Raw genomic sequence first — 13,335 nt, forward strand, 5'->3', positions numbered from 1 at the left:
TCAGGCCGGCGCGGCGGCCGGGATGTCGACGGTCACGGCGTCCAGACGGGACAGCTTGGTGCCGCGCAGGCGCTCAGGGTAGGCGTCCGGAGCGGTCAGCAGGAATAGGGTGCGGTCCTCGGGGCCACCCAGGGTGCACGCAATGGCGGCGCGGCCGTCGGCATCGATCCGGTCGGTGACCGTGCCGCCGTCCTCGATGCGGTCAAACCGGTGCGCCAGCGTCATCGCCACCCACACCCCGCCCGCGGCGTCAACGCAGATGCCGTCCGGGGGGCCGTCCAGGCTATCGGCGAAAACCCTTGGAGCGAATAGAGATCCGCCGTCGTCGATGCTGAACGCCGTCAGGCGCCGCCCGGTCGATTCGGCGACGATCAGGGTCTGTCCGTCGGCGGTGATGGCCATCCCGTTGGGGAAGTCCAGCCCGTCGGCCACCACGTCGGCGCGCTGTTCGGCGGGATCGACGCGCACGATCACGCCGCCCTCGCGGGCCTGGGAACCGACGTAGGCGCAACCGTGCCGGTCGATCACCAGGTCCCCGAGCGCGGCGGGGACCATCGCGGACAGGTCGGCGACGGTGGTCACGGACTCGCCGTCGTAGCCGAGCACGTGCCGGTGTTCGGTCGAGACGATCAACAGCGATCCATCCGGCCGAAAGCCGAGCCCGGACGGGGCGTGGCCGGGCAGACTGAGCGTGCTCATCTCACCGGCCAGCGTCACGGTGTGCACCGCTTCGCCGAGCATGTCGGAGAACCACAGCAGGCCTTCGAACCAGCGCGGCCCCTCGCCGAAGCAGAAGCCGTTGGCCAGCGGAGTGAACGTCATGTCATGACTTTACAAAACACCGGATAAGTGTCACGCTCGCTGGGTGCAGCTGTCAACCGGGAGCATGTCGTGAACATGAAGAAATACCACAGCCACACGTTGCTCTACCTGCACGAGACGATCGACCTCGGGTCGGCGGGCAGCCAGCGGTTCGTCGCCGAGTTCGACGGCCTGTACCACCCGATGATGACCGAGCTCGGCGCCCGGCTGTTCGCCCTCTGGGAGACAACGCCGTACAACGGACACTGGCCGCAGGTCACCGTCGTCTGGGAAATCGACGCGTTCGCCGACTACGCGCGCATCGGCCGAGCCCAGGCCCGCAGCGGCAGCCACGAGGCCGCAGCAGGCAAGTGGGCGGCATTCCTGCGCGAGACCGGGGCGCGCGGCGAGGGCCGAATCATGTACGCCGGGCGCAGCAACAAGACCCTGGCACAGCTGCAACAGTCGGACTTCAAGGCCGGACTGGTGATTCAGGAGATCATGCAGACCAAGCCCGGCCGCCAGGACGACTACATCCGCGAGCTCGAACGTCTCTACGTGCCGTGGTCGGAATCGACCGGCAAGCGCTGGCTGGGCTCGTTCATCACCACCTTCCGGTTCAACGAGGTGATCCACTACTGGGCGCTGGAAGGGGACTGGGACTGCTTCGAGAACCACTACCCGTCGTGGAAGGACAGTCCGCCGGCCGAGATCGTGACCTGGATGAGCGTTGCTCCCGCGTTGCGTGACGGCTGGGAGGATTCCATCCTGGCCGCGCTGCCCCCGTCCCCGCTGCAGTGAGGGCGAATGTGACCGTGGCACAAGACTTCACGTACGACCCGTTCGATCCGGCGGTGATGGCCGACCCGCTGAAGTACTACCGCATTCTGCGCGACGAGCACCCGGTCTACTACCTGGACAAGTGGGACACCTACGCGCTGTCACGGTTCGACGACATCTGGCGGGTGCTGGAGATCAACGACGGGACGTTCGTCGCGTCGGAGGGGACGCTGCCGGCCGCGGCGGTGCTCGCCGAACACAACGACGGACCGGTCGCGGATCCGCCCCTGCACCCGATGCCGTTCCACGCCAACTTCGATGCGCCGATCTACGACGAGGTCCGCCGCTGCACCGCGGCGCCGTTCCGGCCCAAGAACGTCGCCAGGCTCGGCGAGCGCATCCGGGTGCTGGCCAACGAGCGGCTCGACGAACTGCTACCACTGGGCCGGTTCGACCTGACGCAGGACTACGGCGGGATCGTCGCGGCCTCAGTGGTGTGCGAACTCGTCGGCCTGCCAACCGATCTCGCCGGCGACGTGCTGGCCACTGTCAACGCGGGCAGCCTTGCGCAACCGGGCAGCGGCGTCGAAGTGGCCAACGCGCGGCCCGGCTACCTGGAGTACCTCACCCCGGTGGTGCAGCGCAGGCGCGCACAGCAGGGCGACGCGCTGTCCATCGTCGACAACCTGCTGGCCTACCGGCTGCCCGACGGGTCGGCGCTGTCCGACACCGAAGCGGCGGTGCAGATGCTGGGTGTCTTCATCGGCGGCACCGAGACCGTGCCCAAGATCGTCGCGCACGGACTGTGGGAGCTGTCGGCGCAGCCGGGCCAACTCGCCGAGGTGCGTTCGGATCTGGACGCCAACGTGCCCGTCGCGCGCGAGGAGATGATCCGCTACTGCGCGCCCGCCCAGTGGTTCGCGCGCACGCTGCGCCGGCCGTTCACCCTGCACGGCACCATTATCCGCCCGGGCCAGCGCATCATCTCACTGCTCGCCTCAGCCAACCGGGACGAGCGCGAATACCCGCAGCCCGACGAGTTCCTCTGGAACCGGCCGATGGCCAGGCTGCTCGCGTTCGGCCGCGGGCAGCACTTCTGCCTCGGAGCGCATCTGGCGCGACTGGAGATCGCCATCATGGTGACCGAATGGCTCAAACGGGTGCCCGACTTCCGCGTCGACACCGAAGCCGCGTCGCGGCCCCCGTCGAGCTTCCAGTGGGGCTGGAACAACCTCCCCGTGGAGATTTGACGTGTGGGCCTACCGTCTCGTCGCGCCGTTCACCTTCGAGAAAACCGAGGTGCCGCAACGCTCTCCGGAGTCGCTCGCCGAGGGCCAGGTGCTGCTGCGCTTCCTCGCCGCGGGGATCTGCGGGTCCGATCTGCCCGGGTTCCGGGGCGCCCAAGGCAAACTTCCGGGCGACACCGGTGCGTGCGCTGCCGAGATGAACGGCTTCCCGATCCACGAGATCGCCGGTGAGGTGATCGCGAGCCGGCATCCCGAACACCGGACCGGAGACCGGGTGGTCGGGTGGGCGTCCGGCTTCGACGGCCTGATGGAGCAGGTGGTCGCCGACGGCGACGGGTTGGCGGCCTATTCGGGGTCGCTGAGCCCCGCTCATGCTGTGGCGTTGCAGCCGTTGGCGTGTGTGCTGTACGCGGTCGAGCAACTACCGGACCTGAGGGGCCGCCACGTCGCCGTGCTCGGGCAGGGTTCGATCGGTCTGCTGTTCTCGTATGTGTCCAAGGCCGCCGGGGCCGCGCACGTCACCGGCGTGGACCCCGTCGACCGTACCGCCGCCGGCCCGGACTTCGGGGTCGACACGGTGGTGCGGGCCACCAGCGACCGCTGGGTCAGCCGATTGGGTCCGCATACCAAGCCCGACATCGTGATCGAGGCGGTGGGACACCAGGTCGCCACGCTGTCGCATGCGGTCGAGGCCGCGGCGTTCGGCGGCTCCGTGTTCTATTTCGGTGTGCCCGACGACGACTGGTACCCGATCAGCATGCGCACCATGCTGCGTAACAACCTGACACTGAAGTCAGGGGTGACCCTGGAGCGCAGGCGGGTGCTCGCCGAAGCCGACGCGTTCGCCCGCGACCACCCGGGGCTGCTGGACCGCTACCTGACCCACACCTTCGGGGTCGACGAGGCGACGGCGGCGTTCGAGATCGCCTCGCGCCCCATGCCTGGCCGCATCAAGATCGCGATCGTGGCCTGACATGGCGAGCCGATTGCAGGAGGCCCTGTCGGGCAAGGCGCAGATCTGGGGCGGCTGGGTGGTTGGTCCGACGGTGCTCGGGCCGGAGGAGTTCGCCGCCGCAGGTTACGACTACGTCGGATTCGATGTCCAGCACGGGTATCTGCGCGACGCCGACGTCGCGCTGATGCTGCGCCGGCTGGAGCACGTTCCGATCGCCACGGTCGTGCGGTTGCCGGGCCCCGACGCGGCGCCGATCGGCAGGGTGCTCGACGCCGGCGCCGACGGTGTGGTGGTAGCGATGGTCGAGTCGGGCGAACAGGCCGCCGCGGCGGTGGCCGCGACCCGGTACGCCCCCGCCGGCGTACGCAGCTTCGGGCCGCTGCGCGCGAGCCTGGGCAGCGATCCGAGGGCGTTGCAGGAACGTGTGTCGGTGTTCGCGATGGTCGAGACCGCCCGTGGTCTCGCCGCGATCGACGACATCTGTGGTGTCGACGGGCTGGCTGGAATCTACGTCGGCCCTGCCGATCTCGCGATCTCGATGGGGCACGGCCCGGTCGACGCGTGGACGCACCCCGATGTGCTGGACGCGATGTGTCGCCTCCAGCACGTCGCCACCGGTGCCGGCCTGGTGGCCGGCGTTCACGCCAACACCGGCCTGGTCGGTAATGAGATGGCGCAGAGAGGATTCCGGATGATCACCTTGGCCTCGGAGTCGCAAGCGCTGCGCCGCGGCGCCGCCGCGCACCTGGCCGAGGCGCGCGGGCAGACCGACGCGCCGGCGTCGACGAGGTACTCCTGATGGCGCCGAACCGGGTCGCACTGGTCACCGGTGCCGCCCGCGGGCAGGGTGCGGCGATCACAGCCCGGCTGGTGCGCGACGGGTTCTGCGTCGCCGCATGCGATCTGCGTGCCGACGAGTTACGGCAGACCGTGGCGGAATTCGGCGACAGGGCAGTTGCCGTCGACCTGGACGTCACCTCCGAGGAACAGTGGTGCGGCGCGGTCGCGTCGGTAGTGGAGAGGTTCGGTGCGCTGACCGCATTGGTGAACAATGCCGGTGTGCTGCACCGCGCTCCGTTGTCGGACGAGACTGCGGCAGGCTTCGAAGGTAGCTGGCGGGTCAACTGTCTGGGGCCGTTCCTCGGCATCCAGGCGGCACTGCCGAATCTGCGCGGCGTCCCCAACGCGTCGATCGTGAACACCTGCAGCACCGGGGCGATCCGCCCGTTCCCGAACCACAGCGCCTACGGCTCGTCCAAATGGGCTCTGCGCGGCCTGACCCAGGTCGCCGCCGTCGAGTTGGCGCCTGCGGGGATCCGGGTGAACGCGGTGTTCCCCGGCCCCGTCGAGACACCGATGCTGGATCCGGCCACCCAGTCGCGGCTGGCGGGCGCGGCATTGATGGGCCGCATCGGCAGACCCACCGAGATCGCCGACGCGGTCGCGTTTCTGGTCTCCGAGCATGCCTCCTTCATCACCGGTTCGGAGCTCATCGTCGACGGTGGGCAGTCGCTGCAGATTGGATGACGATCTCTATGGCCAAGACGCTCTCCGTGGCGATCATCGGCGCCGGTCCGGGAGGCCTTGCACTCGGGATCTTCCTGCGCAAGGCGGGCTTCACCGACTTCACCATCTTCGACCGCGAAGACGGCGTCGGCGGTACGTGGCGCGTCAACACCTATCCCGGCCTGGCCTGCGACGTGAAATCGCACCTGTACTCCTACTCTTTCGAACTGAACCCGCACTGGTCGCGACTGTGGTCGGGCCAGCAGGAGATCCTGGACTACTTCGAACGCTGCGCTCAGCGCTACCGCCTGCACGAGAACCTGCGCTGCAACACCGAGATCGCGTCGGCGGAATGGGTTCCCGAATCCCGCACTTGGCTGCTGACCACCGCCGCGGGCGACGAACACACTTTCGACGTCGTCGTCTCCGCCATCGGGATGTTCACCCAGCCGGTGATGCCCGACCTCGTCGAGGAGGAACCGTTCACCGGGACGATGATGCACACCGCGCGCTGGGATCATTCCGTCGACTTGCGCGGCGTCCGCGTCGCCGTGCTGGGCACGGGATCGACTGCGGCCCAACTGGTCCCGGAGGTCGCCAAGCAGGCGGCCAAAGTGTACTCGGTGCAGCGCTCACCCACCTGGGTGCTGCCCAAACCGGACCGCGAGTACACCGCGCGGGAGAAGTGGGTGTTCGCCCACGTCCCGCTGGCCAAGAAGATCTACCGGACCCGGCTGTGGCTGCGCAGCGAATCGAACATCTCGGTCATCGAGAACGGCAGTGACAAGACCGAGGAATTCACCAGCGTTGCGCTGCGATCGCTGGAAGCGACCGTGCCCGACGAGGAACTCCGCGCCAAGCTGACCCCGGACCATCCGCTGGGCTGCAAGCGTCTGGTGTTCGCCACCGACTACATGCAGACGCTGACCCAGCCGCATGTCGAGGTGGTGTCCAGCCCCGCACGCCGACTCCGGTCGCGATCACTGGTCACCGAGGACGGCACCGAACTCGACGTCGACGTCGTGTTGTGCGCCACCGGATACGCGGCAGCAGATTACCTCGGGCAGATCGAGGTGCGGGGCGCCGACGGGGCGCTGCTGCGTGACACCTGGCGCGACGGGGCGTTCGCCTACCTCGGGATGACCGTGCCCGGTTTTCCCAACTTCTTCATGCTCTACGGCCCCAACACCAACGTCGGCTCCAACAGCGTCATCTTCATTCTGGAGGCGCAGGCGCACTACGTCGTGCGGGCGCTGAAGCACATGCGGCGCAGGAACAGGGCCTACATCGAGGTGCGGTCCGACGTGATGACGCGCTACCTGGAGTCGATCGACGCCTGGATGCAGGGCACCGTGTGGCTGACCCGGTGCAGCAGTTACTTCCGCGCCGCCAACGGCCGCGTGGTGACCCAGTGGCCGCGCAGCGCTCGGGCCTTCTGGCAGATGACGCGCCGGTTCAGGCCGCGCGACTACGTCTTCGCCGCACCGCAGAGCCGGTCGGCCATCCGTGTCGGCGCCCAGACCGCGGGACAGCGGTAGGCCGCCGTGACCGAGCGTGACATCGTCGAGCGTCTCGACCCGGCGCTGCGCCACCTCGCGCAGGCTCGCACCGACCTGTCGCCGCCGGTCCTCGGCGCGGTGCGGGACTCGCTGAACCAACGGCGCGCCGAGACGGCCGAGACCCTCGACCCCGTCGGCGTGGAGATCGAGCAGCGCTTCGTCCCGGTCCCGCACGGGCACCAGGTCGCGGTGCGGATCTACCGCGGCGGACCGCCCGGGTGCGGTGCGGTGATCTATTGCCACTCAGGGGCGTTCGTGCTCGGCAATCTGGACACCGACCACCGGCAGTGCATCGAGCTGGCCCGCCGGGGACGATGCATCGTGCTGTCGGTCGACTACCGGCTGGCCCCCGAACACCCGTACCCGGCAGCGCTCGACGATGCCGCCGCCATCCTGGACTGGGCGGCCCACAGTGCCGCAGAGCTCGGTGTCGATGCCGCGACGATCGCCGTGGCGGGCAGCAGTGCCGGAGCGGCCCTGGCGGCGGGCCTCGCGCAACGGGCCGCGGCCGGCGACGCGCCGCCTGTGGTGTTCCAGATGCTGCACCAACCGGTGCTCGACGACCGTCCGTCGCCGTCGAAGGCGGAGTTCACCACCACGCCGGGGTTCGACGGCGAAGCCGTGCACTGGATGTGGCGGCACTACGGGGCGGACGGGCCGGTTCCAGATGACGCGGTGCCGGCCCGCGCGCAGGACTTCTCCGCAGTGGCGCCCGCCTTGATCACCTGCTCGGAGCTCGATCCGCTGCGTGATGAAGCGATCGACTATGCGCTACGACTGCTGTGGTCGGGTGTAGCCACCGATCTGCATGTGTTCAGCGGCACCTGCCACGGTTTCGATTCGCTGGTCCCGGAATGGGAGATCAGCGAAGCGCTCTTCAACCTCCAGGGTGCGGCGTTACGCCGTGCCTTCGTTCGCTAATTCCCGGGCGATCGCCTGGTGGTAGGCGTCGATGTTGGCCGGGTTCACGATCCGGAAGAAGCCGTCGGGCATCGGCGCGTCCTTGTACGCCTCCACCGTCATGGTCCTGCTGAACAGGGTGATTCCCTCGCCGGGCCGGGTGAACTTGTACTGGACGCTGATCCGGCCGGGCATACCGCCGTTGCCGTCCCGGTCGTGGCCGAGGTTGCCCAAGGAGTTGAACATCCACAACTTCGGCCGCATCGCGATGGCCAGATGCCAGGTGAAGATCCGTTCGCCGTCCGGGCCGGTCTCGGTCCAGGTGTCACCGACCTCCAGCGGCAACTTGTCCGGCACCTTCCCGACGTGCGCGCTGCCCGGATACGTCTTCGTCCAGTTCACCGGATTGGTCACGAAGTCGTAGATGACTTCGGGGGACTGGGTGAACGCGGTCTCCGACGTCGTCGTCACGATTCCCACACCGACTCCTCTTCGACGTCCCACGTGCTTTACAAATCCACGTCATAATGTCACGCTGCGGAGTGGCTTGCCACAGCGGTGCCAAGAGCGGGAGGTGTCACGATGGACTTCTCCGAAGTCGCACTGTCCGAGGAAGACAGAGCTTTCCAGGCAGAGCTGCGGGATTCCTGGCGTCGGTGGTGACTGACGACGTCATCGCCAGGGACCGGCGCACAGGCGATAACTTCGACGAGACGGTCCACCTGGCTCTCGGATCAGCGGGGTATCTCGAACGGGACTGGCGCGCCGCGCACGACGGGGGCTTCACCCCGGTCCAACGGCGGATCTGGGAGCTGGAGATCGGACGGGCGCACACACCGTGGTTCCACTGGGGCACCACGTCGATGGTCGCGAATGCGGTCGACCGGTTCGGGTCCGACGAGCTGAGGGACGAAATCTTGCCCGAGGTGCTGAGCGGACGGTTCCGGCTCTGTCTGGGCTACACGGAGCCCGAGGGCGGCTCCGACGTAGCCACGTGCAAGACCCGCGCGGTGCGTGACGGTGACGGGTGGATCATCAACGGCTCGAAGATGTTCACGTCGAACGCCCACCACGCGCAGTACGTCTTCCTGATCACCAACACCGACCCGGCGGCGCCCAAACATCAGAGCCTGACGATGTTCCTGGTGCCACTCGACTCGGCCGGCGTCGACATCCAGCCGATCCGAACCGTTGACGGCGACCGCACCAATATCACCTACTACAGCGATGTGCGCGTGGATGACAGATACCGGGTCGGCGCCGTCAACGGCGGCTGGGCCGTGCTGCGGGAGGCGCTCAACGCCGAGCACGGAACCGTCGAGCGTGACGCCGGCGGGCTGAGCAAGATCGCAGTCATGTCCGAACACGCGTTACTACTCGCCGACGAGGTCGACCGGGTGGCCGGCGAGGTATCCGCGAACGGGCGGCTCGACGACGACTCGGTGGCATACCGGCTGGGGCGCAGCATCGCCCGATTGGAAGCGGCCCTGAGCACGCCGGAGATGTTCGGCCGGGTGGCCATCGCGCAGACGCTCCGCGACATCACCCCGGAACTGATGGACGTCCGCGGGGCGGTGGCCGCGGTGCCGGACGGACTCAGCGGCGAGTACCTGTTCCGGCTGGCCGGACCGACCGGCATCTACGGCGGCACGCTCGAGGTGTTCCGCAACATGATCGCCCAGCACGTCCTCGGGCTCGGCCGGCCGAACTATTCGCCGCCCCGCTAAAAGGGCGGGTCGTTGCCGCCCGGGCCTTCGGCGCGTGTTTCGGCGTTGCGTTGTCGTTCTGCGGTGATGTAGGCGGCGCGGCCCTGCGCGCGGGTGCGTGTGCGCCGGGGCATCATCGCCCCGCGGTTGTCGGTCATGGGGACGGTGGGTGGGTCACCGGTCCAGAGGGTGGCCGTCGGCCTGCACAGGGCCGGGAAGAGGAGACGGCTGCCGGGGTGGGTGGTGTAGGTGTGGCCGGTGGGCGAGGTCCAGGTGATGGTACCGTCGGGGTCTTGACGGTCACGCCACCCGCCGAGTCCGGTCCAAAAAGTTTTCAGCAAATGATGAAAACGGCACAGACACTTCAAGTTGGTGACAAGTCGTTAATACGTCCCAGTCCCGTGGGTTCGTTCGGACTGAAGGGGTTTCATCGGGAGCCCACGGTGTTTTGGTGTTGCGGGCCTGGCTATGGGGTGTGTTCGGGCAGTGTGAACCGTCTGTAAGTATTTGCATGGCTGGCCCTGTGCTGGCTGACAGGATCGCTGTCGCCCTCCTGATTGGGTGTGACTCGTGAATCGTCGGGCCCCCGTGAAGGGTGCTCTTCCGAGGATCTGTCCATCCGATCGGGGGCGGCAACGCCGGCCCGGTCCTGCTTCGGTGGCTTGATTGGAATCCTGCCCGACTCGTTGCCGCGGGTCGCACCCCTGTGTTACTAGTGAACGGCTGCTGGCCTCATCATCCGTTGTGTGACCTTCAGCATGACCCGTCTTGGCATAAAGCGGTAACAGCAGGCAAGTAAACTGTTCCGTGCACCCGATACAACGGTAGGGGTGGACTTAGAAACAGCACTAAGGGCAGCGTCTACAACTTGTTTTGGCGTCTGTCGCGCTTCCGACATGAACTGCTCACCCGAGCGTGCGAAAAACTCGGTCTCGGTTGGTCCCGGGCATACGGTCAACACACGGACGCCGGCTTCGCGGGTTTCCTGCCATAGAGCCTCGGTGAAAGAGAGGACAAACGCCTTCGTTGCTCCATACACCGCCATGCTGGGAGTTGGTTGGAACGCGGCGGTCGAAGCGATGTTGATGACAAGGTCGTGGCCTGCCTTCACCATTCCCGGAAGGAACCGCGCAGTCAGGTCTACTACAGTTATACTATTAAGTTGAATTTGCGCTAAATGCGTTTCAATATTCTGAGTCAAAAATCACCATGAATACCTGCGCCCGCGTTATTTATCAGAACATCGATATGCCGGTCGAGTAAGGCTACTTGCCGAGAAATCTCCGCTCCCGATTGAGGAGTCGACAAATCGGCTTCTATCAAATCAATACGGACGCGAGGTTTGCGCTTGTTGAGCACGTCGCGGACTTCAGCGAGCCTATCGGTATTACGTGCCACCAAGACGAGGTCGACCTCTCGATCAGCGAGCTGTGCTGCGAACTCTGCGCCTATGCCGCCGCTTGCTCCCGTAATTAGTGCAGTAGTTCCGGGTCGTATCATTTGCGTCTCCTTATATAACTAATGGCTTGCTTCTATTCGCCCGTGTCAACTTGTTGATGGCGCTCAGGATGATCAGCTCAGTGACTGCCACAACGAGCGGTAGGTCACGCGAGTCCCACCAGGCCAAGTTTCCTCAGGTCCGCTATCGTATTTCGCGACGAGGCCCGGAGTAATGTGCGGGATGGACGAGGTGCCATTACCCGATTCTCGGAGAGCTGTGGCAAATTTATCCGCCGGGACGGCTGAGCCGCTCAGCGCAGTTTGCGGTTGCCGGTAGCCGTCCATCAGTGTGTAGACGGAGTACTTCCGTAATGATTCTGGCAGTCCGCGGACAGCAGTATCGAACCGCATAAACCAATCACCATAGTGGTCGATGCGTCGGATCGGCTCGCCCGCTTCAATGAGCCAGTCGACGATGACATCCAACGATACGGCGTCTTCATGCGGGTTGACGACGTTGTACGAATGAAACCCTTCTTCGAACTGTGAGCCAAGTGCTGCAACTGCCGCAGCGACGAAATCTGCCGGCAGGCCGTCAAAGTGAGCGGTAATCCTGGATTCTGCGTTTTCGGCGGAATAGAAGGAGCGCGGTGCGATACCGGTCGCCAGGAGGCTCAAGATTAGCCGGGTAAAGGGGCTCTTCGCAGTTGAGGGTGTAGAGGTGATCGGCGCGTCGCTGCCGGATAGGGGTCGAGGTCTCTCGAAGATGAAGGTTCCTACACGCCTCATCCGAAAGACCTCGACGTGCCCAACGCTACCGGTCGAGCGGGCTTCGCCTGCGCTGACCTGACCACTTTCTGCCGCCTCGACGACCTCGGGTTGGAGGTGACCGGCCAGCAGGTCCACCCCGATCACGCGGTACTGGCGTGCCGAGTCACCGACGAGGACCGCTGGTCCGCCGCTGCGGCGAGGAAGGCCGTGCCCGTGACAGCCTCACCCGAGAACTGGCTCATGAGCCGTTCGGGCGCCCCACCACACTGCTGGTCACGATCCGTTGCTACCGCTGCGCCGGCTGTGCCCGTGTGTGGCGCCAAGACCTCAGCAACGCCGCCGAACCACGCGCCAAGCTATCCCGGAGCGCTCTGCAGTGGGCGCTCAAAGCCATTGTCTGCCAACACCTGACCGTCACCGGCGTCGCCGAAGCCTTGGCAGTATCGTGGAACACCGCCAACAACGCCGTCCTGGCCGAAGGCCAGCGAGTGCTGATCGCCGACCCGGCCCGCTTCGACGGCGTGCGCGTGATAAGGCAGCGTGAGATTCATCGACTTCACGCCAGCGCCGGTTCGGGCGCTTCAAAGCGATTCAGGCTGGTCATGTCGCCCCGACTAGGGAACTATGACGTCATGCCGACACTGATGGATGTGTGGGATTCCACACGGATGAGGTTGCTGATCGAACTGGATCGGGCTTCGAGCCTCTCCGCAGCGGCTGCTGCCATCGGAATCAGCCAGCCTTCGGCCAGCGAGCATTTACGTCTGTTGAACTCGGCAGCCGGCGAGCCCGTAGCCGAACGTTCTGGTCGGTCACTGGTACTGACCCCCGCGGGCCAGATCCTGGCACGCTGCGCTTCGCAGGCACTGGCCAGCCTCGCTGCAGGTGAATCAACGCTGGCCGCGCGCGCCGGATTGCGATCGGGAGTGTTATCCGTCGGCGCGTCGTCGGTGCCAGGTACTTACATCTTGCCCGCTGTCGTCGCGTCTTTCATCGCCCGCTGCCCAGACGTCGCCGTGAGGGTCTCCGTCGGTTCGACTGAAGCCGTGATGGAGTGGCTACACAAGGGGCGGATTACTCTTGCCATCATCTGCAGTGAGTCCAAGTTGCCCGGTCTTCGCTCCGAGAGCATCGGCGCTGACGAGATCGTCGGCATCTGCAGTCCCGGCGCAGTCGACATCTCCTCCGATGGCTGCGTTTCCCTCGACCAGTTGAAGTCTCGAACACTGTTGGTTCAGGAACATGGTTCGAGCACCCGTGCGCAAGCCCTGCGGCTGCACACGGCAGATCCGGGTTGGGGTGCGGTGTGGGAGATGGGCTCGATCGACGCGATCAAGCGCGTAGCTCGCCAGAGCACCGGAATCGGGTTCGTTTCCATTTATGCCATTACGGATGAGCGACGGCGCGGTGAGCTCGTCGACTTCACGGTCTCGGGGGTCGATTGGGGCCAGCGGGATGTCCGTGCGGTGACATTGCGGAACGTAGTCCAGGCACCCGCTGATCGATACTTCCAGGCGCTGCTCACCGAAGCGATCGCCAAGGGATCTGGAACCTGAGGCGTCGCCAGCCCGTAGCTGGCCACCGCTTCACCCTGCCCGCTGTGAATGTGCGCGTTGGCTACCGTCCACCTATTGGTAATTCCGAGGTCCGATCTCGGTCATATGCCATTT

General features: G+C 66.0%; 14 protein-coding genes and 3 pseudogenes. 10 read left to right on the top strand and 7 right to left on the bottom strand.

Going from position 1 to position 13,335, the window contains the following annotated elements; translation table 11 throughout:
* A complete protein-coding gene (locus KXD97_RS18500; RefSeq protein WP_260751507.1) occupies positions 1-822 on the bottom strand; it encodes an SMP-30/gluconolactonase/LRE family protein in 822 nt (273 codons plus the stop codon).
* A gap of 75 nt (positions 823-897) precedes the next feature.
* Here KXD97_RS18500 and KXD97_RS18505 point away from each other — a divergent pair, with 75 nt between their 5' ends.
* The 7 genes from KXD97_RS18505 to KXD97_RS18535 are packed head-to-tail and all read left to right on the top strand — an operon-like array spanning position 898 to position 7,769.
* Positions 898-1,602 (top strand): NIPSNAP family protein, encoded by a 705-nt coding sequence (locus KXD97_RS18505; RefSeq protein WP_260758040.1) that lies wholly within the window; start codon positions 898-900, stop codon positions 1,600-1,602.
* A gap of 56 nt (positions 1,603-1,658) precedes the next feature.
* Positions 1,659-2,831, top strand: coding sequence for a cytochrome P450 (locus KXD97_RS18510; protein ID WP_260758041.1), 1,173 nt, complete (start codon positions 1,659-1,661; stop codon positions 2,829-2,831).
* Position 2,832: 1 nt separating this feature from the next.
* Positions 2,833-3,801, top strand: coding sequence for a zinc-binding dehydrogenase (locus KXD97_RS18515; RefSeq protein ID WP_260751508.1), 969 nt, complete (start codon positions 2,833-2,835; stop codon positions 3,799-3,801).
* A 1-nt stretch (position 3,802) separates the two neighbouring features.
* A complete protein-coding gene (locus tag KXD97_RS18520) occupies positions 3,803-4,582 on the top strand; it encodes an HpcH/HpaI aldolase/citrate lyase family protein (RefSeq protein ID WP_260751509.1) in 780 nt (259 codons plus the stop codon).
* Positions 4,582-5,310, top strand: coding sequence for an SDR family NAD(P)-dependent oxidoreductase (locus KXD97_RS18525; RefSeq protein ID WP_260751510.1), 729 nt, complete (start codon positions 4,582-4,584; stop codon positions 5,308-5,310). The genes KXD97_RS18520 and KXD97_RS18525 overlap by 1 nt, the downstream gene beginning before the upstream one ends.
* A gap of 8 nt (positions 5,311-5,318) precedes the next feature.
* Entirely contained in the window at positions 5,319-6,827 is a 1,509-nt protein-coding gene (locus KXD97_RS18530) for an NAD(P)/FAD-dependent oxidoreductase (RefSeq protein ID WP_260758048.1), read from the top strand.
* Between the two features lie 6 nt (positions 6,828-6,833).
* The gene (locus KXD97_RS18535; protein WP_260751511.1) at positions 6,834-7,769 is read left to right on the top strand and encodes an alpha/beta hydrolase; all 936 of its coding nucleotides are present in this window, start codon (positions 6,834-6,836) and stop codon (positions 7,767-7,769) included.
* Here the strand turns inward: KXD97_RS18535 and KXD97_RS18540 are convergent.
* Positions 7,746-8,228 (bottom strand): SRPBCC family protein, encoded by a 483-nt coding sequence (locus tag KXD97_RS18540; RefSeq protein ID WP_260751512.1) that lies wholly within the window; start codon positions 8,226-8,228, stop codon positions 7,746-7,748. The genes KXD97_RS18535 and KXD97_RS18540 overlap by 24 nt on opposite strands.
* Before the next feature lie 102 nt (positions 8,229-8,330).
* On the opposite strand from KXD97_RS18540, the pseudogene KXD97_RS18545 reads away from it, so the two are divergent.
* Positions 8,331-9,475: pseudogene (locus tag KXD97_RS18545) on the top strand (acyl-CoA dehydrogenase family protein).
* Here KXD97_RS18545 and KXD97_RS33325 read toward each other — a convergent pair.
* The 5 genes and pseudogenes from KXD97_RS33325 to KXD97_RS18560 form a co-directional block, all read right to left on the bottom strand.
* Positions 9,472-9,612, bottom strand: a complete 141-nt coding sequence (locus KXD97_RS33325) for a hypothetical protein (protein ID WP_396884352.1) — start codon at positions 9,610-9,612, stop codon at positions 9,472-9,474. The pseudogene KXD97_RS18545 and the gene KXD97_RS33325 overlap by 4 nt on opposite strands.
* A 59-nt stretch (positions 9,613-9,671) precedes the next feature.
* Positions 9,672-9,828, bottom strand: a pseudogene (locus KXD97_RS33330) (HNH endonuclease); the annotation flags it as partial.
* A 338-nt stretch (positions 9,829-10,166) separates the two neighbouring features.
* Complete coding sequence (locus KXD97_RS33145) at positions 10,167-10,655, bottom strand: SDR family oxidoreductase (RefSeq protein WP_306666500.1); 489 nt, start codon at positions 10,653-10,655, stop codon at positions 10,167-10,169.
* On the bottom strand, positions 10,652-10,954 hold the full coding sequence (locus KXD97_RS33150; RefSeq protein ID WP_084182408.1) for an SDR family oxidoreductase: 303 nt from the start codon (positions 10,952-10,954) through the stop codon (positions 10,652-10,654). The genes KXD97_RS33145 and KXD97_RS33150 overlap by 4 nt, the downstream gene beginning before the upstream one ends.
* Positions 10,955-11,026: 72 nt before the next feature.
* Positions 11,027-11,809: a hypothetical protein gene (locus KXD97_RS18560; protein WP_165804664.1), complete on the bottom strand. Its 783-nt coding sequence runs from the start codon at positions 11,807-11,809 to the stop codon at positions 11,027-11,029.
* Here KXD97_RS18560 and KXD97_RS18565 point away from each other — a divergent pair.
* Positions 11,699-12,198, top strand: a pseudogene (locus tag KXD97_RS18565) (ISL3 family transposase); the annotation flags it as partial. The gene KXD97_RS18560 and the pseudogene KXD97_RS18565 overlap by 111 nt on opposite strands.
* 135 nt (positions 12,199-12,333) lie before the next feature.
* On the top strand, positions 12,334-13,221 hold the full coding sequence (locus tag KXD97_RS18570) for a LysR substrate-binding domain-containing protein (protein WP_229480072.1): 888 nt from the start codon (positions 12,334-12,336) through the stop codon (positions 13,219-13,221).
* Positions 13,222-13,335 lie beyond the last annotated feature (114 nt).

Source organism: Mycobacterium sp. SMC-8 (assembly GCF_025263565.1).
Taxonomy (GTDB): Bacteria; Actinomycetota; Actinomycetes; order Mycobacteriales; family Mycobacteriaceae; genus Mycobacterium.

Coding starts and splice junctions, on each gene's coding strand:
- KXD97_RS18500 (WP_260751507.1), bottom strand. CDS start 822: ATGACGTTCACTCCGCTGGCCAACGGCTTCTGCTTCGGCGAGGGGCCG.
- KXD97_RS18505 (WP_260758040.1), top strand. CDS start 898: ATGAAGAAATACCACAGCCACACGTTGCTCTACCTGCACGAGACGATC.
- KXD97_RS18510 (WP_260758041.1), top strand. CDS start 1,659: ATGGCCGACCCGCTGAAGTACTACCGCATTCTGCGCGACGAGCACCCG.
- KXD97_RS18520 (WP_260751509.1), top strand. CDS start 3,803: ATGGCGAGCCGATTGCAGGAGGCCCTGTCGGGCAAGGCGCAGATCTGG.
- KXD97_RS18525 (WP_260751510.1), top strand. CDS start 4,582: ATGGCGCCGAACCGGGTCGCACTGGTCACCGGTGCCGCCCGCGGGCAG.
- KXD97_RS18530 (WP_260758048.1), top strand. CDS start 5,319: ATGGCCAAGACGCTCTCCGTGGCGATCATCGGCGCCGGTCCGGGAGGC.
- KXD97_RS33325 (WP_396884352.1), bottom strand. CDS start 9,612: ATGACCGACAACCGCGGGGCGATGATGCCCCGGCGCACACGCACCCGC.
- KXD97_RS33150 (WP_084182408.1), bottom strand. CDS start 10,954: ATGATACGACCCGGAACTACTGCACTAATTACGGGAGCAAGCGGCGGC.
- KXD97_RS18570 (WP_229480072.1), top strand. CDS start 12,334: ATGAGGTTGCTGATCGAACTGGATCGGGCTTCGAGCCTCTCCGCAGCG.